The organism is Mesorhizobium qingshengii, assembly GCF_027563465.1.
GTDB classification, from domain to species: domain Bacteria; phylum Pseudomonadota; class Alphaproteobacteria; order Rhizobiales; family Rhizobiaceae; genus Mesorhizobium; species Mesorhizobium qingshengii_A.
In genome coordinates this window covers 257,895-281,972 of sequence record NZ_JAPFQA010000006.1, presented here as the reverse complement: position 1 = coordinate 281,972, position 24,078 = coordinate 257,895, and the positions used below count along the sequence as shown (strand labels likewise).

Annotated in this window: 19 protein-coding genes, 1 tRNA gene and 1 riboswitch; of the genes, 10 read left to right on the top strand and 10 right to left on the bottom strand. The window is 62.1% G+C overall.

Going from position 1 to position 24,078, the window contains the following annotated elements; all coding sequences use genetic code 11:
• Positions 1–50: 50 nt before the first annotated feature.
• Positions 51–124: transfer RNA gene (locus OOJ09_RS16550), tRNA-Gly, on the top strand.
• Between the two features lie 54 nt (positions 125–178).
• On the opposite strand, the gene OOJ09_RS16545 is transcribed toward OOJ09_RS16550, so the two are convergent.
• Genes OOJ09_RS16545 through OOJ09_RS16525 form a run of 5 tightly spaced genes read right to left on the bottom strand, consistent with a single transcriptional unit; the run spans position 179 to position 7,086 of the window.
• Positions 179–1,912, bottom strand: a complete 1,734-nt coding sequence (locus OOJ09_RS16545) for a dihydroxy-acid dehydratase (RefSeq protein WP_269906198.1) — start codon at positions 1,910–1,912, stop codon at positions 179–181.
• On the bottom strand, positions 1,912–3,366 hold the full coding sequence (locus tag OOJ09_RS16540) for an NAD-dependent succinate-semialdehyde dehydrogenase (protein ID WP_269906197.1): 1,455 nt from the start codon (positions 3,364–3,366) through the stop codon (positions 1,912–1,914). The genes OOJ09_RS16545 and OOJ09_RS16540 overlap by 1 nt, the downstream gene beginning before the upstream one ends.
• 11 nt (positions 3,367–3,377) lie before the next feature.
• Complete coding sequence (locus OOJ09_RS16535; RefSeq protein ID WP_269906196.1) at positions 3,378–5,282, bottom strand: thiamine pyrophosphate-binding protein; 1,905 nt, start codon at positions 5,280–5,282, stop codon at positions 3,378–3,380.
• Positions 5,283–5,285: 3 nt separating this feature from the next.
• Positions 5,286–6,356, bottom strand: coding sequence for a Gfo/Idh/MocA family protein (locus OOJ09_RS16530; protein WP_269906195.1), 1,071 nt, complete (start codon positions 6,354–6,356; stop codon positions 5,286–5,288).
• Positions 6,346–7,086 (bottom strand): IclR family transcriptional regulator, encoded by a 741-nt coding sequence (locus tag OOJ09_RS16525; RefSeq protein ID WP_269906276.1) that lies wholly within the window; start codon positions 7,084–7,086, stop codon positions 6,346–6,348. Before OOJ09_RS16525 ends, OOJ09_RS16530 begins: the two co-directional genes overlap by 11 nt.
• Before the next feature lie 239 nt (positions 7,087–7,325).
• On the opposite strand from OOJ09_RS16525, the gene OOJ09_RS16520 reads away from it, so the two are divergent.
• The 4 genes from OOJ09_RS16520 to OOJ09_RS16505 all read left to right on the top strand — a co-directional run bounded on the left by OOJ09_RS16520 (position 7,326) and on the right by OOJ09_RS16505 (position 11,502).
• Positions 7,326–8,597: an ABC transporter substrate-binding protein gene (locus OOJ09_RS16520; protein ID WP_269906194.1), complete on the top strand. Its 1,272-nt coding sequence runs from the start codon at positions 7,326–7,328 to the stop codon at positions 8,595–8,597.
• A gap of 67 nt (positions 8,598–8,664) precedes the next feature.
• On the top strand, positions 8,665–9,552 hold the full coding sequence (locus tag OOJ09_RS16515; protein ID WP_269906193.1) for a carbohydrate ABC transporter permease: 888 nt from the start codon (positions 8,665–8,667) through the stop codon (positions 9,550–9,552).
• The gene (locus tag OOJ09_RS16510; protein WP_269906192.1) at positions 9,545–10,402 is read left to right on the top strand and encodes a carbohydrate ABC transporter permease; all 858 of its coding nucleotides are present in this window, start codon (positions 9,545–9,547) and stop codon (positions 10,400–10,402) included. The genes OOJ09_RS16515 and OOJ09_RS16510 overlap by 8 nt, the downstream gene beginning before the upstream one ends.
• A 14-nt stretch (positions 10,403–10,416) precedes the next feature.
• Positions 10,417–11,502 (top strand): ABC transporter ATP-binding protein, encoded by a 1,086-nt coding sequence (locus OOJ09_RS16505; protein WP_269906191.1) that lies wholly within the window; start codon positions 10,417–10,419, stop codon positions 11,500–11,502.
• A 155-nt stretch (positions 11,503–11,657) separates the two neighbouring features.
• Here OOJ09_RS16505 and OOJ09_RS16500 read toward each other — a convergent pair whose 3' ends face one another.
• Together OOJ09_RS16500 and OOJ09_RS16495 are read right to left on the bottom strand one after the other, a co-directional pair.
• Complete coding sequence (locus OOJ09_RS16500) at positions 11,658–12,452, bottom strand: Stf0 family sulfotransferase (protein ID WP_269906190.1); 795 nt, start codon at positions 12,450–12,452, stop codon at positions 11,658–11,660.
• 170 nt (positions 12,453–12,622) lie between these two features.
• Complete coding sequence (locus tag OOJ09_RS16495; protein WP_269906189.1) at positions 12,623–13,612, bottom strand: LysR family transcriptional regulator; 990 nt, start codon at positions 13,610–13,612, stop codon at positions 12,623–12,625.
• Positions 13,613–13,925: 313 nt separating this feature from the next.
• On the opposite strand from OOJ09_RS16495, the gene chvE reads away from it, so the two are divergent.
• The 4 genes from chvE to araD1 all read left to right on the top strand — a co-directional run bounded on the left by chvE (position 13,926) and on the right by araD1 (position 19,119).
• Complete coding sequence (gene chvE, locus OOJ09_RS16490; RefSeq protein WP_091579787.1) at positions 13,926–14,993, top strand: multiple monosaccharide ABC transporter substrate-binding protein; 1,068 nt, start codon at positions 13,926–13,928, stop codon at positions 14,991–14,993.
• 122 nt (positions 14,994–15,115) lie between these two features.
• Entirely contained in the window at positions 15,116–16,648 is a 1,533-nt protein-coding gene (gene mmsA, locus OOJ09_RS16485; protein WP_269906188.1) for a multiple monosaccharide ABC transporter ATP-binding protein, read from the top strand.
• Positions 16,645–17,937: a multiple monosaccharide ABC transporter permease gene (gene mmsB / locus OOJ09_RS16480; protein ID WP_269906187.1), complete on the top strand. Its 1,293-nt coding sequence runs from the start codon at positions 16,645–16,647 to the stop codon at positions 17,935–17,937. Before mmsA ends, mmsB begins: the two co-directional genes overlap by 4 nt.
• A 189-nt stretch (positions 17,938–18,126) precedes the next feature.
• The gene (gene araD1, locus OOJ09_RS16475) at positions 18,127–19,119 is read left to right on the top strand and encodes an AraD1 family protein (RefSeq protein WP_269906186.1); all 993 of its coding nucleotides are present in this window, start codon (positions 18,127–18,129) and stop codon (positions 19,117–19,119) included.
• A 176-nt stretch (positions 19,120–19,295) separates the two neighbouring features.
• On the opposite strand, the gene OOJ09_RS16470 is transcribed toward araD1, so the two are convergent.
• Together OOJ09_RS16470 and OOJ09_RS16465 are read right to left on the bottom strand one after the other, a co-directional pair.
• Positions 19,296–20,069: an ABC transporter substrate-binding protein gene (locus OOJ09_RS16470; RefSeq protein ID WP_269906185.1), complete on the bottom strand. Its 774-nt coding sequence runs from the start codon at positions 20,067–20,069 to the stop codon at positions 19,296–19,298.
• 101 nt (positions 20,070–20,170) lie between these two features.
• A complete protein-coding gene (locus OOJ09_RS16465) occupies positions 20,171–21,265 on the bottom strand; it encodes a 2'-deoxycytidine 5'-triphosphate deaminase (RefSeq protein WP_269906184.1) in 1,095 nt (364 codons plus the stop codon).
• Positions 21,266–21,403: 138 nt separating this feature from the next.
• Positions 21,404–21,481: riboswitch (SAM riboswitch) on the top strand.
• A gap of 57 nt (positions 21,482–21,538) precedes the next feature.
• On the opposite strand from OOJ09_RS16465, the gene OOJ09_RS16460 reads away from it, so the two are divergent.
• On the top strand, positions 21,539–22,726 hold the full coding sequence (locus OOJ09_RS16460) for an O-succinylhomoserine sulfhydrylase (protein ID WP_269906183.1): 1,188 nt from the start codon (positions 21,539–21,541) through the stop codon (positions 22,724–22,726).
• A 15-nt stretch (positions 22,727–22,741) separates the two neighbouring features.
• On the opposite strand, the gene OOJ09_RS16455 is transcribed toward OOJ09_RS16460, so the two are convergent.
• Positions 22,742–23,893, bottom strand: coding sequence for a ceramide glucosyltransferase (locus OOJ09_RS16455; RefSeq protein ID WP_269906182.1), 1,152 nt, complete (start codon positions 23,891–23,893; stop codon positions 22,742–22,744).
• Positions 23,894–24,078 lie beyond the last annotated feature (185 nt).

Below are 24,078 nucleotides of genomic sequence, written 5' to 3'. Positions count from 1 at the left end.
CCGCTTTGGCGATTGCCCCAAGGCATGCCGTCATGATAACGAGGGCTCACGCGGGTATGATGTAATGGTAGCCTGTCAGCTTCCCAAGCTGAACGCGCGGGTTCGATTCCCGCTACCCGCTCCAGCTTATCCTACAAGGGATCGATGTTGATCCGGCACCTTTGGCCGAGAGCCGGTTTTACAGGCTAGGTTCTCCTTCTGCCCCCGTCGAGCTTGCGGCGCGCAGAAAGTCGAAATCGCATCCGAGCGTGGCAGGCAGCACCGAGCGGCGGTAGAGCGCCTGGTAACCCCGCGCCGGGACATCCGCGTCCGGTCGGAATTCGACCTTGCGCCGAGCGAGTTCGGCTTCGTCGACAAGCAGATCGATCCGTTTGTCCCTGGCCGAGAGCCGGATACGATCGCCGTTGCATACAAGCGCGAGAGGACCGCCCAAAGCTGCCTCCGGCGTGACATGCAGCACGATCGTGCCGAAGGCGGTGCCGCTCATTCTCGCGTCCGAGATTCGCACCATGTCCTTGACACCCTGCCGTGCGAGCTTTTTCGGAATCGGCAGATAGCCGGCTTCCGGCATCCCGGAAGGGCTTTTCGGGCCGGCGTTCTGCAGGACCAGTATGTCGTCGGCGTTCACATCGAGATCGGGATCGTCGATCCTGGCCGCGAGATCATCCAGCGATGAGAACACAACTGCGCGGCCCTCGTGTTCGAGCAGTCCAGGCGTTGCTGCGGCACGTTTCAGCACGGCACCACCCGGCGCCAGTGATCCATTGAGCGCGATAAGTCCGCCCGCCCGCTCAATGGGATCCTCGGCGGAACGGATATAGGTCCGGTCGATCGGGTCGGACAACGGCTTCGCCAGCCGCTCCGCCATCGATTGCCCGGTAATGTCGACCGCATTGAGATCAAGCAGTGGTGCAATCGCGCGCAACACGCCCTCGAGCCCGCCCGCCGTGTGGAAGTCTTCCATGTAACCTTGCCCGACGGGCTTGAGGTTGACCACGACCGGCGTCTCGTCGGAGAGCCTGTTGAAATGGTCGAGATCGACATCGATCCCCAACCGGCCGGCTATTGCGGTCAGATGAATCAGCGCGTTTGTCGAACCTGACACCGCCAGCAGCACCCGCATCGCGTTTTCCACGGAAGCCGCGGTTACGATCTTGTCCGGCGTCTGATTCGAGCCGACGAGCCGCGCGGCAAGCGCGCCGGTCTCCTCAGCAGCCCGCAGCCGATCGGCATGCACGGCTGGGATGGCCGCCGTATCTGGCAAGCACATGCCGAGCGTTTCGCCGATCAGCGCCATGGTGCTGGCTGTTCCCATCACAGCGCAGGTGCCGGCCGTCACGGCGAGACGTCCCTCGACCTGGTTGATCTCGGCCTCATCGATGGTGCCACCACGATACTGCCCCCAGAAGCGGCGGCAATCTGTGCAGGCACCCAGCCTTTCACCTTTGTGCCGCCCAGTCATCATCGGACCTGCCACCAGAAGAACCGCAGGCTTGCCGGCCGAGGCCGCGCCCATCAGCAGCGCCGGCACGGTCTTGTCGCAACCTCCCATCAGGATGACCGAATCCATCGGCTGGGCGCGGATCATTTCCTCGACATCCATGGCCATTAGATTGCGAAACTGCATGCTGGTCGGACTGAGGAAAACTTCGCCGAGTGAAATCACTGGAAACGGCACCGGCAGGGCGCCGGCAGCGAGCACGCCCCGTTTCACCGCCTCCAGGAGCTCGGGAAAATGGCGGTGGCAGTTGTTGAAGCCGCTTTCCGTATAGCAGATGCCGACAATCGGCTTGTCGAGCGACGCGTCGGTGTAGCCCATCGATTTCGCGAAGGAACGGCGCAGATAGCGGGCAAATTCCCGGTCGCCGTAGTTGGTGAGGCCGCCGGTAAGGCCTTCATGCCTGTCGACCATCAGACGGCACCCCTCACTGCCAGCCGGTGCCGGATATATTTCGGCTCGAGATAGTCCATGATTCCGAGCGAGCCGCCTTCCCGGCCGAAGCCGCTCTCCTTGATGCCGCCGAACGGCGCCTCCGCGGTTGCCAGCATGGTTTCGTTCACGCCAACCATGCCTGCATCGATGCCCTCTGCCGTGAGCGCCGCGAGCGCATCATCATGCGTAAAGACATAGGAAGCGAGGCCGAAAGGCACGCTGTTGGCGCGACAGATCACGTCTTCGAGCCGGGAGAACCCGGCAATCGGAGCGACCGGCGCAAACGGTTCCTCCTGCATGATCCGCGCCTCGTCGGGCACGTCCGTCAGTACCGTCGGCTCCAGGAAGTTGCCCTTGTTGAACTGGCTTGGCCGGCGCCCGCCGGTCAGGAGCTTCGCCCCGTGCTTAACGGCGTCCTCGACAAGTCCAAGCGACTGTTCGACCGCGTTAGGGCGGATGAGCGGCCCCATGGTGACGCCTTCCGAAAGTCCGTCGCCGATGACGAGTTTCTCGGCAAATGATTTGAAAGCGGCTTCGAATTCGCGCTTGATCTTCACATGCACGTAGAAGCGGCTGGGTGAAATGCACACCTGCCCGCCGTTGCGGAATTTCGCCGCAGCAACCCGTTCCGCCGTCGCGACCGGATCGGCGTCCGCATGGACGATCACCGGCGCATGGCCGCCAAGCTCCATCGTGACCTTCTTCATGCCCGCAGCGCAGAGCGACAGGATATGCTTGCCAACCCGGACGGATCCCGTCAGCGAGACCTTGCGGACAACAGGCGAAGCGATCAGCCGTTCGGAGATCGGCCCTGGATCGCCAGTCAGGATCGTCAGGACGCCGGAGGGAAGGCCGGCATCCATCAGCGCCTGTGCGATGGCAAAGCATGCGCCTGGCGCTTCCGACGCCGGCCTCGCAACAACCGAACATCCCGCAGCAAGTGCCGCGGCGATCTTTCGGCCCGGGAGCAGAGCAGGAAAATTCCAGGCAGACAATGAAAGGCAGACACCGACCGGCTGGTATGTCACCGACATGCGGTCGGTGGCGTTGCGGCCCGGAATGATCTGGCCATAGATGCGCTTGGCTTCCTCACCATACCATTCGAACTGGTCGGCCGTGGCGTTGATTTCACCCATCGACTCGGCGAGAGGTTTTCCCGTTTCGGTGCTGATCATCCGAGCGATCGCATCGGCGCGCATGCGGATCAGCGATGACGCCTTGGCGAGAGTGCGGCCACGCTCCCAGGCCGGAACGGCGCGCCAGACGCTGAAAGCAACCTCTGCGCCCGCCAGCGCCGTGTCGATGTCTCCTGCGGCGGCGTTCGGCACGTGACCGACCGGTTCGCCGGTGACGGGGCTGACGACCGCGCGGGTTTCGCCGGAACCGGCGGGCCGCCATCGGTTCTCGATAAAAAGGCCATAGTTCTCGTACATGGGGGAAGTTCCTATATCGTCGCCACCCGGTAGGCTTCTTCGACGTCGGCAACCCAGTTGCCGACGTTCCAGGAACCATGGGCGCCCAGGGAGGCGACCGGATCGTCGCCGAAATAAACGGGCACATGCACCACGCTCAGTCCCCGATAAGCATGTGCCCGCCTCAATGCGTCCAGCAGGCTGTCGGGTGAATTGCCGCCGTCGAGCGCCAGCACGCCTTCAATCGCACCGGCGAACCGGACATAATCGACCGCAACGCTGTCATTGGTGCGGAATTCGCGGCCATACTGGGCAAGCTGCAGGGAGGTGATCGCCGCCATCCGACGATTGTCGAACAGGACGATCGTGGCATGCAGGCCATGTTCGACACCGTCGACCAGGATCTGCGGGTTCATCATGAACGATCCGTCGCCGGTAAAGGCGACCGTGTAACGCGGCTTGTCCGCCACGGCGGCGGCGAGCAATCCCGAGACTGCAAAGCCCATGTAGGACGCACCGCTTTCGGTGATCGTGTCCTCAGGCCGTTCGTCCTCGACGACCTGAAAACCGTTCGCCTGGACATCGCCGGCGTCGAACAGCTTGAGCGCGCCATTGGCCTTGCAAAAATCGGCGACCACTTTGATGGCGCGCGGCTGGGTCAACACCGGCCGTCCCCAGACTGCGTCGATGATCGGGGCCGCTTCGTAGCGCACCCTCTTGAAAGCGCCCCACCGCCGCTTTTCGGCCAGGCAATCGGCGAGCCAGGCCTGCCGAGCGTGGTCCACCAACAACCCTGCACTGTCGAGGCGTGCCGTAAGCGCTGCGAGAATGGCGCCGATGTCGCCGTGCAGCGCTGTCGTGTTGTTGTAGTGCTGAACGTCGTCGAGATCGGCATTGACGTTGATGACATTGGTGACCCGGGGATAGCCAATTCCAGAGCAATCGGACTGGCAGACGCCGCGCGAGCCGACGACGACCAACAGTTCGGCATGCTCCATGGCCCAGTTACCACTGATCGAACCCTTCGACCCGCCAACATGCATGTTCTGCGGATGATCGTCCGGCACGACGCCGGTTGATCCGGGGCTCAGCACGACGGCGGCACCGGAAGCTTCGGCGAAGCGCCGCACAGCTTCGGCATGGCCGCGGCTGCCGCCACCGGCCTTGACGACAATGCGTGCGGTCGCGCGGATCAGCTCCGCGGCTCGGTCGAGCGAGGCCGCTGCGGCCGGGGCCGAAGGCGTGATCGGCGTCACCGCCGGCAGCGTCTCTATCCGGATGTCGACTTCCTTCGGCTGCGTGTTGATCGGCAGCAGCAGGTAGAACGGGCCAGCCTTGAAATCATGGAACACGGTCGCCGCGCCGCGGCGCAAGGCGTCGCGCAACGCGTCGGGCGTATGCAGCACATAGGAGCGTCCCATCAGCGCGGTGATCCGGCCGTAGAGCATCTGCTCCTGTTTCGGCACCTGCTGCATATTGTAGCCTTCGCCATGTGTCGTCTCGTCACCATAGAGGTGATAGACGCCAATCCCATTCGAGGCGGCAGCGAGCGACCCGGCCATGGCCTGTAATGCGCCGGGCCCGATGGAGGTCACGACGGCCGAGGGTTCGCCATAGGCCCACCGAAGCACGGTGGCGGCATGCGCCATCTCGACCTCGTTGCGGCATTGCCAGACGCTGACAAGTCCATGGATTTCATAGACGCGCAAGGTCTCGGCAAGCGCGGTCGAACCGTGGCCGAAGATAGCAAAATATTTGCTCACCCCCTGCTTGAGAAGGCCGAGCACGAGTGCCTCGCTCAACGTGATCCGGTGAGGTGTCGAGAACAGGCCGGCGGCAAGCGCTTGCTCAAAGCCGCCGGTGGCAGCGATGCGCCCTGCCAGGCGCGCTGCGGAAATATCGGAGCCTGAGTTGGCCTCGGTCTGCAGCACGGCCATCCCTCACCTGAGCTCGACTGTCTTGCCGGTGCGCGCCGACTCTTCAGCTGCCAGCGCGAACCGGAGCACCTGACGGCCTTCGCCAGCGGTCAGAGAAGGAGCCGTGCCGCTGCGCAACGCCTCGATGAAATGCCGTGTCGAGTGCACGAAGCTCGCCTCCCAGCCGGTTTCCATGCCGTGGAAAGTGCGGAGTTCGCCGTCCCGATAGAGGGCGAGCGGCGGGGGATCGCCAAGGCGGCCGTGACCGCAATTGATCCACATGACGCCCTTGGTGCCGGTGATCTCGACACGATCGTCTTGGGCATAGTGGCGGGTGATGATGTCGAGTTCAGGTGAATAGACTACTTCGAGATTGCCCATGCGGTTGCCGGGGAACCGGAACGAGACCATGGCCGGGGCATCGAAACAGAACCCGTCCTGCCGCTGCGTCTCGCCGATGAAGGCATGCACCTCTTCCGGATTGCCCATGAAGTGCCAGGCGAGCGCGAACTTGTGATGGCCGTCGTCGAACACCAGCGGCCCGCCGCCAGACTGCGACCGCTCCTGCCGCCAGGCGTCCGCGGCATGCGGGACGTTCCAGGCTGTCTGCGACCGGCCGGGATTGCTCTTGATACGGATGGTGAGAGGGGTGCCGATCGCGCCTTCATCCACGAGCGACTTCGCCTTCATCACGGGAGGATAGAAGATGAAATTTTCGAACACCTTGACCGGTGCGCGGGCGTTCGCGGCAGCCTCCACCACTTTATCCGCTTCGGCGAGATCGACACACATCGGCTTCTGCAGCGACACGACCTTTCCCGCCTCGATCGCCGCGAGCGTCACCGAGCAATGCAGGTGGTGCGGCAGCAGGATTTCGACCAGGTCGATTTCCGGGTCGGCCAGGATGGTCCTGTAATCTTCGACGATCCGTGCATTCTCGACGCCCCAGGCTGATGCCCGGCTTCTTGCCGATTCCGTATCCCGATCGCAGAGCGCGACGATCTCCGCGTGAGGGTTCTGGCAATATTCGATTGCGTGCAGGTCGGAAATCCGGCCCGTGCCGATCATGGCCACGCGCAAGCGGTCATAAAACATTCAATACCCCAGGTTTGATCTTGTCGATTTGTGCCAACACGGTCTGGCCGAGTTCGGCGAAACGAATATCGTCGATACGTGCGGTGGGACCGGACACGCCAATCGCCGCCACCATCTGTCCACGCGTGTTGTAGATCGGCACGGCGGCGCAACGTATGCCGAGCGTGTATTCCTCGTCATCAAGCGCAAAGCCTCGCTTACGGGTCGCGGCGACCTCGGCATTCAGCGCAAGCTGGGTAACGATCGATTTTGGCGTGTGCTGCTCGAACTTTGACGGCGGATTTGCACCGCCAAAGGCGAGAAACGCCTTACCCAGGGCCGTGCAGTGCAGGGGCGCAAGGGACCCGATCGGATGGTCAACCTTCAACGGCAGCGGCGAGGCGATCTGGTCGATATACCAGACGCGGCTGCCGACCAGCACAGCCACATGGGCGCATTCGCGGGTTTCCTCGACGAGCGCGGCCAGCGCCGGACGCAGTCGATCGCGAACGTCGATGATGTCCTCGAGGGAAGGCGACGGATCGGTTGCCACCTTGGCCGAGGCCTGGTAGCGCCGACCTTCGACCTGGTCGGCATAGCCGCCCGCCACAAGGGTCTGAAGCAGATGCGAGGCGTTGGATTTGTCGACGCCGAGCGCCGAAGCAAGCTCGGTCAACCTGACCGGTCCGCCTTGGGCGACCAGGTAGTCGAGGGCTTCCAATCCACGCGCCAATGATTTCAGCAATCTCATTTTTTCGTCTCGGGATCTTTTGTTGCCACACCCTTGTTTAACATATGCAAACCACAAGTTAAACATAGGGCAACAAATAATCGACAATCGCTTCGTATGAGAGTGATAATTCAGAAAAAATAGCCGTATGCAACACTTTTTATTGACAGGATGGCAAATCCCTGACTTTCATATTCTCGTGCTGCGCACATAGTTTAACATTGTCAAACTTTTAGTTTGGCGGTCCGAGGGAGGAACAGATGTTCAAAACAACACGACGCGCCTTGATGGTCTCGGTGCTGGCGTCCGGCCTCATGGCCGCGCTGCCGGTTCAGCAGGTCCTTGCAGGCGGAGAAGTCACCATCAGCCACTATTTCACCGGCGATCTCGGCCTCGACGGCCTCAAGCAGATCTTCGCCGAATTCAACAAGGAAACCGGCATCACGGTGAAGGACAGCCCGATCGGACACGAGGACTTCAAGACCGGCATCCTGGTGCGGGCAGCCGGTGGCAACCTGCCCGACGTGTTCAGCTACTGGGCGGGCGCAAAGACACAGTTCATCATCAATTCGAAGAGCCTGCATCCGATCGACGACATGTGGAAGGCCGCCGATCTCGACGCGATTGTCGCCAAGCCGATCGCCGACGGCGCGACCCTCTATAACGGCCACCGTTACCTGATCCCGTTTGGCTATCACTATGCCGGCATCTTCTACAACAAGAAGATCCTGCAAAAGGCCGGTATCACCGAAATGCCGAAGACCTGGGACGAGTTCAAGGCGATGTGCGACAAGCTGAAGGCAGCCGGCGTCACGCCGATCGCGCTCGGCTCGAAGAACCGTTGGCCGGCGCAGTTCTGGTTCGACTACCTGCTGCTCAGGACCGCCGGACCGGAGTATCGCGCAAAGCTAATGGCCGGCACCGCCTCCTATACCGACCCTGAAGTCGCGCAGGCCATGGAACTCTGGAAGCAGTTGCTGGAGGCCGGCGACTTCACCAAGACTCCCAACGCCTATGACTGGACGGACGCCGCCGACCAGGTGCAACGCGGCGAGGCGGCGATGACCCTGATGGGCACCTGGATCACCGGCTACTGGAACACCAACAAGTTCACCGATGCCGACTATGACTTCTTCGAGTTCCCGACCGTCAAGGAAGGTGTTCCGCGCGCTGCCGTCGGTCCTGTCGACGGCCTGGTAATCGCGGCGAATGCCAAGAACATGGAGGGAGCCGAGAAGCTCCTCGCATTCATGATCTCCAAGCCCGACGTTCAGGCGAAGTGGGCCTCGATCCAAGGAGCCTTGTCGGCCAATGAGAAGGTCAATCCCAAGACCTACACCCCAGTGATGCAGCACGCGCTCGATGTGGTGAAGCATGCACCGGCCTTCGCCTTCAATTACGACCTTGCCACGCCTCCGGCGGTCTCTGAAGTGGGCCTCTCAATGTTCTCCCAGTTTCTTGACAATCCTGGCGAGGTCCAGTCGATGCTCGACCAGACGCAAACTGCCGCAGCCGCAGCATTCAAGCAGTAAGCGACGTCTCGTCATAAAGGGGCCGGCCGATTCAATGATATCGGCCGGCACTGACGGTTGAAGGAAGATGAATTTGGAGAAGGACAAGACGCTGTGGCGGGTGGCGATGCTGATCCCGCCGCTTGCCGTGTTCGGGATCCTCGTGGTCTGGCCACTGTTCAGCTCGTTCTACTACAGCATCACCAACTGGAACGGTTTCAGCGCCGACTATCGGTATGTGGGATTCGACAACTTCCTGCAGATCTTTCACGATCCGCTTTTCACGAGAGCGGCGGTGAACACCGTGATCTGGATGCTGGCTGCCGTAATCGTGCCGACGGGCCTTGGCCTTGTCCTGGCCCTGCTGATCGACTCGCAGGTTCCCGGCGCTTCGGTCTTCAAGTCGATCTTCTATCTACCGATCTGCCTCTCGGCGATTGTCGTGGGACAGATCTGGGTATGGATTTACCAACCGGACTGGGGCCTGCTCAATACGGCGATCAACTTGGTCACCGGCGGCAACAGCCATTTCGCCTGGCTCGCCAAGCCCGGGACAGCCCTTTACGCGGTGATTGCAGCCTGGTCCTGGCAGCAGACCGGCCTCGCCATGGTGATTTTCCTTGCCGGCCTGACCGCCATTCCGCCTGACCTCATCGAGGTCTGCCATATCGAAGGCGCCAGCTCCGGTCAGCGCATCCGGCAAGTCGTCCTGCCGCTGCTGCGTCCGGCCACCGTGGTGGTGGTGGCACTCGGCGTCATCAACTCGCTAAAGGGCTTCGACATCCTCTACATCATGACCGGCGGTGGCCCTTTCAACAGCTCCGACACGCTCGCCATGCACATGTATAACGAGTCCTTCAAGAAATATCACATGGGCTACGGCAGTGCGATTTCAGTCGTTCTGTTCCTCATCGCGCTCGCTATCATCTTCGCCTATTTCCGCCAGTTGAGGAAAGTCGACGAAATCTATGAATGATCGCCTTGCCTCCGCCGCCATGCCCTCCTTCAACCCGTGGCAAGCGGCAATCTTCGTATGTCTGGCAGTGCTCGCGCTGCTCTTCCTTGCCCCGACGATCGGCGTGCTCCTATCGTCGCTGAAGACCACCGAGGACATCGCTCTCGGCAAACTCTGGAGCTTCCCGACCAGCCTCTATCTCGACAACTTCAGGACCGTGCTCGCCGACCCGGCGATCCACACCTATTTCCTAAACACGCTGTTGATCGCCGTCCCGGCGACAGCAGGCTCTATCGTGCTCGGAATCCTCTCCGGCTACGTCTTCGCTAAGCTGCCGTTCCGCGGCAGCGACGTCCTGTTCCTGGCGATCGTTGCCGGCATGTTCTTCCCGCCGCAAGTGATCTTGATCCCGCTCTTCCGCCTCTTCAACGGACTTGGCCTGCTCGACACGCTCTGGCCGATGATCTTCGTGCACATCGCCATGGGCATCCCGATCTGCACGCTGATGATGCGCAACTTCTTCGCCACCGTGCCGGCGGCGCTCCGGGAAGCCGCCATCATTGAAGGCGCCAGCGAATGGCAGGTGTTGACCAAGGTCGCCCTGCCACTCAGCCTGCCGGCGCTGGCAGTGCTGTCGACACTACAGTTCACCTGGATCTGGAACGACTTCCTTTGGCCGCTGATCTTCACGCAATCCGACGACAAGCGCACGATCATGCTCGGCCTGGTGTTCCTGCAGGGGCAGTACAGCGTCGCTTGGGGCATCCAAGGCGCATTGTCGCTGATAGCCAGCCTGCCGACTCTGATCGTTTTCCTTTTCTTCCAGCGCTATTTCATAAAAGGCATGACCATGGGGGCCGTCAAAGGCTGACCCGGAAAGATCGCATGAGCACCCTTACTCTCAAGAATATCCGTAAATCCTTCGGCGATGTCCACATCATCAAAGGTATCGAACTCGACATCCAGTCGGGCGAGTTTGTCGTCTTCGTAGGACCGTCAGGCTGCGGCAAGTCCACGCTGCTCCGCATGATCTCGGGCCTAGAGACGACGAGTTCTGGCATGATCTCGATCCGTGACCGTGATGTCACCCATGTCCCGCCGGCTCGGCGCGGCATCGCCATGGTATTCCAGTCCTATGCGCTCTTCCCCCATATGAGCGTCGCCGACAACATCACCTTCGGTCTTCGATTGTCGCATGCCGGCAAAGATGAGGTTACAAAAAAGCTCGCCGAGGTCGCCGATATCCTGCAGCTGACGCCGCTTCTCGATCGCCGGCCCAAGCAACTGTCAGGCGGGCAGCGCCAGCGCGTCGCGATCGGCCGCGCGATCATCCGCAACCCGGACGTGTTCCTGTTCGACGAGCCCCTCTCCAACCTCGATGCGGCACTTCGCGTGCAGATGCGGCTCGAGATCGCACGCCTGCACCAGCGCCTGAAGGCGACGATGATCTACGTGACCCATGACCAGGTCGAGGCGATGACGCTGGCCGACCGGATCGTGGTTCTGAATGCAGGCCGCATCGAACAGGTCGGGGCGCCGATAGACCTCTATGAACACCCTGCAAATCGCTTCGTCGCCCAGTTTATCGGTTCGCCGAAGATGAATTTCCTCGCTGCAAAGATAGACGTCGTCGAAGGGCGGCAGATGGCGGTGGCCGGTGGGATAGCCGTGCAGCTCGGCGATGAAGTGCCGGCTCAACCGGGAGAGGACGTGACGGTCGGCATCCGGCCGGAAAGTCTGGCCATCGGTGGCGAAGGTCGGCAGATTTGCCAGGCGAGGATTGCAGTCGTTGAGCGGCTTGGAAGCGAAACCATCGCCTATGCTGGCGTTGATGGCCAGGAAGAATTGTTGTCGATCAAGCTGCCGGCCAATCCGCAGGTCCGTCCCGGCGACCTCGTGCCCGTAACCATGACTGGACAGCGTGTCCACGTCTTCGGACGAGACGGGATCTCCATACGATCGCAGATTTAGAACTTTGCAGGCCATGCCCGGGAGCGCTTGCTGATGATCGCCTTAGCGTCGGGGGTGTTGACGGCCGCCCCGGCCAGCTTCCCAAGCTGAACGCGCGGGTTCGATTCTCGCTACCCGCTCCAGCACCCACATTCCGGAAGGTCCGAACAGGCTGTCTACGCTTGGCTGATTCGCATCTGCTTCTTCAGAAGGAAGCGAGCGAGATTGTCGATGTTGCGCGGCGCCACGTTTTCGGGGAGATGGGCCAATGGGCTCGTGGATCTGGCGTCATTTTGGAACCGCTCTACCCAGTCTTCGGTGTATGTGTCCCGCTGCAACCGTAAGTTCGTCTTGAACTCTCCGTCTGGCATTTCAACCGACAACTGCCGGGCCATCGATTCGACATAAGGACGAGGATCGTCCAACAGGTCTTCATAGAAGAAATGGTCGTAAGGCAGATTGATTATGCGCAAATAGGCCTCCCAGAAGGCATAGCTCTGTTCGATCAGGAAGTAGGCCTGGCAGATGCCCGCGAAGTCGTATTGCGGAACCAAATCCGCGCCGATCATCGTGCTTTTCCAATGGCCGGTTGCCTTCGCCCGACAATGGGAAATTGCTTGACGAAGGCGGTCCCTCCGTTCCAGCAGGACCAATCCCATATCATGGCGACTGACGCATTCGGCGAGGAAGTCGGCTCCATATTTCGCCTGCGACCAGTGAAGATGCCGTGGGAATAACTTTACCGCGAACCTGCCATTCGCCGTCCCGCCGCGATCGATCACAGCGGAAAGAAGTTCGTCGAACGATTTCGGCTTGAATCCCAGATTGATGGTATCGAGCCATTCGGCCGAATTGCCAAGTGTGCCGGTGCTGTTGGTGAGACTGCCAAGCCATTCGGAGCCGCTACGAGCCTCGGTTAATATCGCCACGCCTTTCATGTGTCCCCATTGCTCGTTGTTTGAAAGGTTCATTGGCTAAGGAACATATGGCGCTCTCGAGGAATGTATAGTCCCTCACCTTAGGTTGCAGAGGTCGGGACCGACTGGCTCCGGGGCCGAGGTTATCGCCGGCGATGGCATCGCCGTTGGCGGTCGGACCTGGGAGCGACCTCGTGCGTCAGGCAGGATGCCCGAAGTGGCCGCTATCCCACCTCCCGCAGGATGAAGTCGTGCAGCATCTTGGCGGCCGGCGACAGCACGCGGTTTTTCACGGTGATCAGGCTGTAGGGCCTGACCTCGATGTCGAATTCGGTGTGGACGACGTCGATGGCGCCGGCCAGCCCGTCGGGATTCTGGATGAATTTCGCGACCTGGACCGAGACCGGCGCGATGGCGTCGGACTGCGCGACCATGACCAGGGTCAAGAGCAGCGAGCTGGTGTTGAGGATGCGGTCTGGCAGGGCGATGTTGCGGTTGAGGAAATTGCTCTCCATCGCCTGGCGCAAGGGCGAACCGCCCGACTGGAAGACCCAGTCATAGCCGGCGGTCTCCTCCAGACGCACCACCTTGCCCTTGGTGAGCGGATGGCCCCGGCGCACGATCAGGCAGGCCTTCTCGACGCCGATGACGCGCGACTCGAACAGGCGTGGATTGAGATCGTCGGGGATGCGCGCGATGATGAAGTCATGGCGCATGGCGATCAGTTCGCGCGCCAGCACGTTGGAGGTCTCGACCTGCATGGTGATCTCGATGCGCGGATAGATGCGGCGGATCTCGCGAATCGCCGGCACCGCCAGTTCGATCGCCGGCGCCGTCACGGCACCCAGGAACACCGAACCGCCCTTGCCCGCCTTGAGCTCGGAAATCTCGCGGTCGACCTCGCGCATCTCCAGCAGGATCGAGCGCGCGCGCCTAGCCAGCGCCTTTCCGTACGGCGTCAACGTGATGCCGCGCGGCAGCCTTTCACACAGCTTGACCTCGAGCACGGCCTCCATCTCACCGATCATGCGCGAGGCCGCTGGCTGCGAGATGTTCATGACCTGGGCTGCCGCGCTCACCCGGCCATGATCGTCGAGCGCAACGATCATGCGCATGTGACGCAGGCTGAGACCGCTGCGCAGCAGGGTTTCGCCGTCGCCCGGCATTTCGCTGTAACCATTTGAAACCGCTGTCGGATTCCGTAGCGCCACCATGGCTTTTTCGCCGCCTCCGCTCGCCGCCGGCCGGGATTGCCGGCGGTCCCGCGACGTCTCATAGCACATACCAATAGTGATATAGCAACCATCAAAGATCGCATTTGACAGTTATGGCAAAGGGCCACACCCTTCGCGCGTTCCGAGACGCCACGGTCGCTGACGAGAAAAATCGTATCGATTGAAATCAGCGGCTCGGAGCCATGGGAGGATACCGGAGATCGATATGACGGCAGCAGTGCCTTGGCGCTTCTGCACGATTGCGCGGCCCGCGACCCCCGGGGTGCCGCGTCCATCAACCAGGGAGAGTTAAGTGAAAATCATCAAGACATTAGTCGCCGCCTTGGCGGTCAGCATCGCGGCCATGTCGGCCACCGCCTACGCGGCCGACAAAGGTCTGGTAGGCGTGCTGATGCCCACCAAGACCTCGCAGCGCTGGATCAACGACGGCGACGCCGTCAAGTCCCAGCTCGAGGCTCTCGGCTACACCGTAGACCTGCAATACGCGCAGGATGACATCCCCAACCAGCTCAGCCAGCTGGAAAACGAAATCACCAAGGGTCCGAAGGCACTGATCATCGCCTCCATCGACGGCACCACGCTGTCGGACGCGCTGCAGAAGGCCGCTGACGCCGGTGTCGTCGTCGTCGCCTATGACCGCCTGATCAAGAAGACCGCAAATGTCGACTACTACACCACCTTCGACAATTTCGGCGTCGGCGTCATCCAGGCCAATTCGCTGCTCAAGGGCCTGGGCTACCCGGACAAGAAGGGTCCGTTCAACATCGAACTGTTCGGCGGTTCGCCCGACGATAACAACGCCTTCTTCTTCTACAACGGCGCCATGTCCGTTCTTCAGCCGCTGATCGACAGCAAGGTGCTGGTCGTGAAGTCCGGCCAGATGGGCATGGACAAGGTCGGCACGCTGCGCTGGCTGGCGGCAACCGCCCAGGCCCGCATGGACAATCTGCTCTCCGCCAACTACTCGGACGGCAGCCGCGTCGATGGCGTTCTGTCGCCTTATGACGGCCTGTCGCGTGGTATCACCGCCTCGCTGCGCGCCGTGGGCTACGGCACGGCCGCTCAGCCCTGGCCTGTTGTGACCGGCCAGGACGCCGAGACCGCTTCGGTCAAGCTGATCATCTCGGGCGAGCAGTACTCGACCGTGTTCAAGGACACCCGCGAACTGGCCAAGGCCACTGTCGGCCTGGTCGACAAGGTGCTCTCGGGCGGCAAGCCGGAAGGCCTCGACACCAAGACCTACAACAACGACGTCAAGGTCGTTCCCTCGATCCTGCTGACGCCGCATGAAGTCGACAAGTCGAACTACCAGGCACTGGTGGTCGACTCCGGCTATATCAAGGCCGAAGACCTGAAGTAATCGCATTTGCAAAGCCTGGGGTCCCGCGCACAGCGGGGCCCCTTTTTGCTAGCGCGGCGAATCCAAAATTCGCATACTAGCCCCCCGGCATTGTTCCGGACCTCGGAGGAGCGGTATTCCTGATGGCCTCGACGATTTTGGAGATGCGCGACATCACCAAGACGTTCCCCGGCGTGAAGGCGCTGTCGAACGTCAACCTCAGCGTCGAGGAAGGCGAGATCCATGCCGTGGTCGGCGAGAACGGCGCCGGCAAATCGACGCTGATGAAGGTGCTGTCAGGCGTTTATGCGTCCGGCACCTATGATGGCGCGATCGTCTACCGTGGCGAGGAATGCCATTTCAAAGGCATTCACGACAGCGAACACAAGGGCATCGTCATCATCCACCAGGAGCTTGCGCTGGTGCCGATGCTGTCGATCGCCGAAAACATTTTCCTTGGCAATGAACACGCCAGATTTGGCATCATCGACTGGAATGCCAACGAGACACGCACCAGCGCCTTGCTGAAGAAGGTGGGCCTCAAGGAGGACCCCAAGACGCTGATCACCAACATCGGCGTCGGCAAGCAGCAGCTGGTCGAGATCGCCAAGGCGCTCAGCAAGGAAGTGAAGCTGCTGATCCTCGACGAGCCGACGGCGAGCCTGTCGGAAAAGGACAGCCAGGCGCTGCTCGACCTGCTGCTCGAGTTCAAGCGGCAAGGCATCACCTCGATCCTGATCTCGCACAAGCTCAACGAGGTGAACCGGGTCGCCGACAAGGTCACCATCATCCGCGACGGGCGAACCATCGAGACGCTGGCCAAGAAAGACATATCGGAAGACCGCATCATCACCTCGATGGTCGGCCGCTCGCTTGACGACCGCTATCCGCCGCGCGAGCCGAAGATCGGTGATGTCGTGCTCCAGGTGAAGAACTGGTCGGTCTATCACCCGATCCATGCCGAGCGGCAGGTGATCAAGGGCATCGATATCAATGTCCGCAAGGGCGAGGTGGTGGGTATCGCCGGGCTGATGGGGGCCGGGCGCACCGAATTCGCGATGAGCCTGTTTGGCCGCTCCTATGGCCGCCGCATCACTGGCGAGGTGCTGCTCAAGGGCAAGCCGATCGATGTCTCTTCGGTGAGCAAGGCGGTGGAACACGGCATTGCCTACGTCACCGAGGACCGCAAGACCTACGGTCTCAACCTCATCGATCACATCAAGCACAACATTACGCTGGCCAACCTTCCCGGCGTGTCGCGTCACGCCGTGATCGACGACCTGCGCGAACTCGCCGTCGCCAACGACTACAAGGCCAAGACCAACATCCGCTCGTCCAGCGTCTATCAGATGACCGGCAATCTGTCGGGCGGCAATCAACAGAAGGTCGTGCTGTCGAAATGGCTGTTTGCCAATCCGGAAGTGCTGATCCTCGACGAGCCGACGCGCGGCATCGACGTCGGCGCCAAGTACGAAATCTACACCATCATCGCCCGCCTCGCCTCCGAGGGTAAGGCGATCATCGTCATCTCGTCGGAGATGCCGGAACTGCTCGGCATCACCGACCGCATCTACGTCATGAATGAAGGCCGTATGGTCGGCGAAATGGCAGCGAGCGACGCCAGCCAGGAAAAGATCATGCGGGCCATCGTTCGGGGAGAAGGAAAAGCATCATGAGCACCGAAAGCGCTCCCGCGCCGAAAAGCGGCGTCGCCGAGGATGTGCAGCAGGGACCGCGCGTCGCCGTCTCGGCGCTGATCACCAATTTGCGCGAATATGGCCTGATCCTGGCGCTGATCGCCATCATGGTGTTCTTCCAGTTCACCACCTCCGGCACACTGTTCAAGCCGGTGAACCTGAGCAACCTCGTCCAGCAGAATTCCTTCATCATCGTGATGGCGCTGGGCATGCTTTTGGTGATTGTTTCGGGTCATATCGACCTCAGTGTCGGCTCCGTGGCCGGTTTCATCGGCGCGCTGGCGGCGATGATGATGGTCATTTGGCCGCTCGGCCCATTCAGCAATCCGCTGGTTGTGTCGATCATCTGCCTCATCATCGGCGGCGGCATCGGCGCGGCTCAGGGCTACTGGATTGCCTATCACCGAATACCGAGCTTCATCGTCACGCTGGCGGGAATGCTGATCTTCCGCGGCATCTGCCAGGCGCTGCTGGGCGGCGGGTCTTCGGTGGGGCCGCTTCCGGACGGCTTCAAGGCACTCAGTTCCGGCTTCATTCCCGATGTGATCGGCCCCTTGACGCTGATCCCGCCGACCGTGAACGCCGCCGGCAAGACCATCATCGGCAGCGGCCTGACGCTGCATATGACGACGATCCTGATCGGCGTCGTCGCCGTGCTCGCCTATGCCTATTTCGGGCTCAGGGCACGGCGCACCCGCGAGCAGCATGGCTATGAAGCCGAGCCCTTCGCCCTGTTCGTCGTGAAGACCCTGGTGACCAGTGCGCTCGCGCTGTTCCTGGTCTACCAATTCGCCACCTACAAGGGCTTGCCGATCGTTCTCATGGTGATGGGCGTGCTGATCGCGCTGTTCGTCTTCGTCACCAAACGCATGACGATCGGCCGCCGCATCTACGCCATGGGCGGCAATGCCAAGGCGGCGCAGCTGTCGGGCATCAAGACCGAACGGCTGACCCTTATGGTGTTCGTCAACATGGGCGTGCTGTCGGCGCTTGGCGGCCTGATCATCGCGGCACGCCTTGGGCAGGCCGTGCCGGCGGCGGGCCTCGGCAGCGAGCTCGACGTCATCGCCGCGGTGTTCATCGGCGGCGCTTCGGCCATGGGCGGCGTCGGCCAGGTCATCGGCGCGGTGGTCGGCGGCTTCATCATGGGCGTCATGAACAACGGCATGTCGATCATGGGCGTCAACGTGGATTGGCAACAGGTGGTGAAAGGCCTGGTGCTGCTCGGCGCCGTGGTGTTCGACGTCTACAACAAGAACAAGGGTTGAGGAAACAGGAAGGCATACGGGTCACATCGCGGCACTGCCGGGCGGCACGAAGAAGTCGCCCGAGGGACCGGGCCCGCGAGCGCAATCCGAACGGAGAATTTCAACCGTGGCATGGACAACGTCCCGGCCGCGCTTGGGAAGGTTTGCCGCGCCGGCAGCCATGCCAAGGCAAATGAGAGAGGATTCATCATGCTGATCTCCCAGATTCTCGATGACGCCGAGACCATCCGCGTCGTTGCCCGCAATGGCGGCAAGACCCGGATCATCAACGGGGCGCGCAGCGTCTATTCGCTGGCCATGGAGGCCGCCCGCACCGGCGTCGGCCTCGTCGCGCTGATCGAACGCAAGGGCTTCGGTGAAACCATCGACCTCGACGCCGCCTACAAGAAGGGGCGGCTGGTGTCGCCGATCAACCATCCCGACCCCGCGCATCTCCACCTCACCGGCACGGGCTTGACGCATCTCGGCTCAGCGGCGACGCGCGATTCCATGCACAAGAAGCTCAGCACCGACGGCGAGGAGCAGCTCACCGATTCCATGAAGATGTTCCGCATGGGGCTGGAGGGCGGCAAACCCGCGAAAGGCCAGGTCGGCGTGCAGCCGGAATGGTTCTACAAGGGCAACGGCACGATGGCGGTGGCGCCAGGTGCAGCCCTGATGTCGCCGGCTTTCGCCATGGATGCCGGCGAGGAGCCCGAGATCGCCGGCATCTATGTGATCGGCGACGACGGCGCGCCATTCCGCGTCGGCTTCACGCTGTCGAACGAGTTTTCCGATCACGTGACCGAGCGCGTGAACTATCTCTTCCTCGCCCATTCCAAGCTGCGCAACGCGTCGTTCGGACCGGAGATCCTGATCGGCGACCTGCCGTCCGACATCCGCGGCACCTCGCGCATCGTGCGCGACGGCAAGACGCTGTGGGAAAAGCCGTTCCTGTCGGGCGAAGCGAACATGTCGCACACCATCGCCAATCTCGAACATCACCATTTCAAATACTCAGCCTTCCGCCAGCCCGGCGACGTGCACGTGCACATGTTCGGAACGGCGACGCTGTCCTTCGCCGACGGCATCAGGACCGAGGCCGGCGACGTGTTCGAGATAGAGGCCAGGGATTTCGGCCTGCCGCTGCGCAATCCTCTCGAGATCGAGCAGCCAGTCAACGTGGCGGTGAAGGCGCTTTGATGTAGTGCCCCTACCCTTCTCCCCCTGTGGGAGAAGGTGGATCGGCGCGCAGCGCCGAGACGGATGAGGGGTGTTCCAGTGGAGTGAGGCGTTGGCGTTCCCTGGAACACCCCTCATCCGTCGCCTGCGGCGACACCTTCTCCCACAAGGGGAGAAGGAAGAGACGCTCTTCACCCTCAATAGATATCGAAGTCGAAATACTTGGCCTGGATCTTCTTGTAGGTGCCGTCGGCGACGATGGCGTCGATTGCCGCGTTGAGCTTGTCGCGCAATGCCGTGTCTTCCAGGCGAACGGCGATGCCGGCTTGCGTCTCGGTGCCCTTGACGTCGCCGACCAGCTTGCAGCAGCCGTCGCTCGCCTTCTTCAGCCAGTCCACCAGCACGAACTTGTCCGAGATCACGGCATCAAGCCGGCCGTTGGTCAGGTCGGTGATCGCCTCTTCCTGCGTCGGGTAAAGCTTCGCCTCCGCGCCCGCCTTGCCATAGGTATTCTGGGCATAGTCGGCCTGCGTGGTCGAAGCCTGGGCGCCAACCGTCTTGCCGGCAAGCGCCGCCGGTTCGGTCGAGGTGAGATCGCTGTCCTTCGGCGCCACCAAAGCAAGCGGCGTCGTATAGTATTTGTTGGTGAAGGAGACCTGCTTCTTGCGCTCCTCGGTGATGCTCATCGACGCGATGATGGCATCGAACTTCTTGGCCTGCAGGGCGGGAATGATGCCATCCCAATCCTGGGTGACGATTTCGCACTCGACCTTCATCTGGGCACACAGCGCATTGGCGATGTCGATATCGAAGCCGACCACCTTGCCGTCCGAGGTGATGGTGTTGAACGGCGGATAGGCGCCCTCGGTGCCGATTTTCAGTTTCTCCGCGGCCTGCGCCGACAAAGAGCCAGCCGCCACAACCAGCATGGCAGCGCCCGCTGCCGATACGATCCATTTTGAAATCCGCATTTTCTTGGTTCCCCTTGAACGCTGGCATCCTGAAGACCAGCAAAGCAGCCAAGCATGATGAGCCAGCACAGGCAAGGTATCTTGCCTGATGGCAATGTGGTTCAGCGCGCGGGGCGGAAATGCTTGGACAGCTTCAGGCCCTGCGCCTGGTAGTTTGAGCCGAGGTCGGTGCCGTAGAGCGCCTGCGGCCGCTTCAGCATATGCTCATAGACCAGCCGGCCGACGATCTGGCCATGATCGAGGATGAACGGCACTTCGTGGCTGCGCACTTCGAGCACCGCCCGGCTGCCGGTGCCACCGGCCGCGGAATGACCGAAGCCCGGATCGAAGAAACCGGCATAGTGGACGCGGAACTCGCCGACCAGCGGATCGAAGGGTGTCATCTCGGCGGCATAGAGCGGCGGCACATGCACCGCCTCCTGGCTGACGAGGATGTAGAACTCGTCGGGATCAAGCACCAGCTCGCCGGCGCCACTCTTGTGGATCGGCTCCCAGAAATCGACAACCTCCTGCGCGGCGCGCTTGTCGACGTCGACGAGACCGGTGTGATGCTTGCCGCGATAGCCGACCAGGCCATTCTCATCGCCATTGAGGTCGATCGACAGTGCGATGCCGCCACCGGAAATGTTCGGCGGCTCGGTGGCGACCAGCATCTCGGCGCGATGCAATTCATGCAGCTCGGCTTCCGACAGCAGCGCATTGCCGGTGCGGAAGCGAATCTGCGACAGCCGCGAGCCGGTGCGCACAACAATCGGGAAGGTGCGCGGGCTGACTTCCAGGTAGAGCGGCCCGTGATAGCCGGCCGCGATCTTGTCGAACTCGTGGCCACGGTCGGTCATGACACGGGTGAAGATGTCGAGCCGCCCGGTCGAGCTCTTCGGATTGGCCGAAGCCGAAATCTCCGCCGGCAGCGCAAGGCTTTCGAGCAATGGTACGATGTAGACGCAGCCGGTTTCCAGCACCGCGCCGTCGGCAAGATCAATCTCGTGCAGCTTCAGCCGGTCGAGCTTTTCCGAAACCTTGTGGCTGGGGCCGGGCAGGAAGGAGGCCCGCACCCGCCATGCCTTGTCGCCGAGCCTCAGATCAAGGCTGGCCGGCTGGATCTGGTCGGCATCCAGCGCGCGCGACGACTTCAGCGCACCGGACTGGAACAGCGCCGAAATGTCCTGATCGGGAAGAATGCCTGTCTGCCGCAAGGCTCCACTCCTAGGCCAGACGTTTTTCTTGTCGCAGGTTCTTGCCGCAAAACCGTGGAACACTTTCGCGGAACCTGCCTGGTACAAACCTCTTAATCAAGCCGGCAATTGACGCAAGCGTGGCGCGGGTCTAAAGGGTCGTTATCCCGTGGTGATTTGGCCGGTCGGCTTGCAGCCACGTTAAACAAGTCGCTAAAGGACCGTCGGGCCGCAAGGCCGTATGGACCGGTTGCGACTTTCGCGGCCGGTTTTTTTGTGTCTGGAACAAGAGCGATGAGCACCAAGAAGCGCAACTGGAAGCCTCAGACGGCACTCGTACACGCCGGAACCCTGCGTTCCCAATTCGGCGAAACCTCCGAGGCGATGTACCTCACCCAGGGCTATGTCTATGAGACGGCGCAGGCCGCCGAAGCCCGCTTCAAGGGCGAGGAGCCGGGCTTCATCTATTCACGCTACGCCAATCCGACGGTCGACATGTTCGAAAAGCGCATGTGCGCGCTGGAAGGCGCCGAGGATGCACGCGCCACCGCGTCGGGCATGGCGGCGGTGACCGCCGCCCTTCTGTGCAGCGTCAAGGCCGGCGACCATATCGTGGCGGCGCGCGCGCTGTTCGGCTCCTGCCGCTGGGTGGTCGAGACCCTGGCGCCTCGATACGGCATCGAGGCAACGCTGGTCGACGGCACCGACATCGCCAACTGGGAAAAAGCGGTCAGGCCGAACACCAAGCTGTTCTTCCTGGAAAGCCCGACCAACCCGACGCTGGAAGTCGTCGACATCGCCGCGGTTGCCTCACTCGCCAATTCGATCGGCGCGCGGCTCGTCGTCGACAATGTCTTTGCCACCCCCTTGCAGCAGAAACCCTTGCAGCTTGGCGCGCATATCGTCGTCTATTCGGCGACCAAGCACATTGACGGCCAAGGACGGTGCCTTGGCGGCGTCATCCTGTCGGACAAGAAGTGGATCGACGAGAACCTGCACGACTATTTCCGCCACACCGGCCCCAGCCTGTCGCCCTTCAACGCCTGGACGTTGCTGAAGGGCCTGGAAACGCTGCCGCTGCGCGTGCGGCAGCAGACGGAGAGCGCCGGCAAGATCGCCGACTTCCTCGCCGAGCAGCCACAGATCGCCCGCGTCATCTATCCCGGCCGTGCTGATCACCCGCAGGCGGCGATCGTCAAGAAGCAGATGTCGGGCGGCTCAACGCTGATCTGCCTCGATGTGAAGGGCGGCAAGCAGGCGGCCTTCGCCTTGCAGAACGCGCTCGATATCGTGCTGATCTCCAACAATCTCGGCGACGCCAAGAGCCTGATCACCCATCCGGCGACAACGACGCACAAGAATTTGACCGACGAGGCCCGCGCGGAACTCGGCATCGGGCCGGGCACGCTCAGGCTTTCGGTCGGCTTGGAGGATACCGACGATCTGCTCAAGGATATCGCGCAGGCGCTGAAGGCCAAATAACAGAGGTTTTGGCCGTCAGGCGCTCGACGGCGTCTCTTCCAGTTCGGCCGCCTTGGTGCCGATGGTCATCGCGTTGCCGCGCCAGTCGACGGCGCCGCCGAGCCAGCCGCGTGCCCACGTCACCGGCAGGATCATGTCGCGCACCACCATCGCCGCGATCATGCGGGGCGACAGATGCCAGCCCTTGGCCGAGGCCAGGGCGCATTCCGGAAGATAGAAGGCTGCCAGCACGGCGAGGAGGGTCAGCGGCAGACTGGAGCCGGCGCTTGCCGCCGCGACCAGCGCAAGCATCAGCGGCACCGCCGCGCCGGTCAGGATCTCGGGCGCGAAGAACAGCGGGAAGGTGACACGGCGCAGGCGCGCCCAACGCGCCTGGCGCGACCAGATCTCGCCGAGCGAGCGCCGGCCGAGCGGCTGCTCGAAGGGCGAGGCGACGAGATTGACGCGCAGGCCGAGGCCGTTGACCAGCTTGGTCGCGGCAGCGTCCTCGGCGATCTCGGCGGCCAGCGCGCGGATGCCGCCGCTGGCGTCGAGCATCGGTTTGTTCCACAACATGCTCTTGCCCTGGGCAAAGCCAAGGCCAAGCGCCTCGCCGGCATATTGCCAGCGCGCCTGCAGCGTGTTGAGGAAGGCACATTCGACTTCGGCCCAGAAGCCGTCCGGCCGCGAGCCGATCGGCGTCGAGCAGACAAGGCCGGTGTCCGGCCGCCAGGCCGCCATCAGGTGCTGGACGTAATCTTCAGGCATCAACACGTTGGAATCGGCCAGGACGACCCAGTCGTGGCGCGCCGCTTCCCAACCCTTGACGCAATTGTTGAGCTTCGGATTCGCGCTGATGCGGTCGTCGCCGAGCAACAGGCGGGCCGGCACTGCCGGAAAACGGGCGATGGCGGCGCGGATCAATCTGACCACCGGATCATCGGCATGGGCGACGCAGAAGATCAGTTCGTAGCGCGGCCAGTCGAGCGAGAAGGCGCGCTCCAGCGTCTCATGCGTGAACGGCTCGACGCCACGCGACGGCACGACGATCGACACCGGCTGCGACTTGCCGGTCGGCGGCGCGATGATGCGGCGTCGCTTCAGACGCGAAGCGGCGAGCACGATGCTGGCGAGGTTTGAGACAATGAGAACAGTCGAAAGCAAGGCGGCTATGAGAGTGAGTTCCATCGAGATCCGGTCACTCCAGGGAAAGCCGGTCTCCATGGCGACCGCTTTCGACAGTTCGACAGAGCGCCCGAGTCGCCAGGCACTGGTTGGAGCACACCATCATTGTCATGTGTCACTTAAATGACATTCTTTGTCGGCACCTGCCTATCAGGTCGGAATGACGGGGCGCACCGTTGACCAGCCCG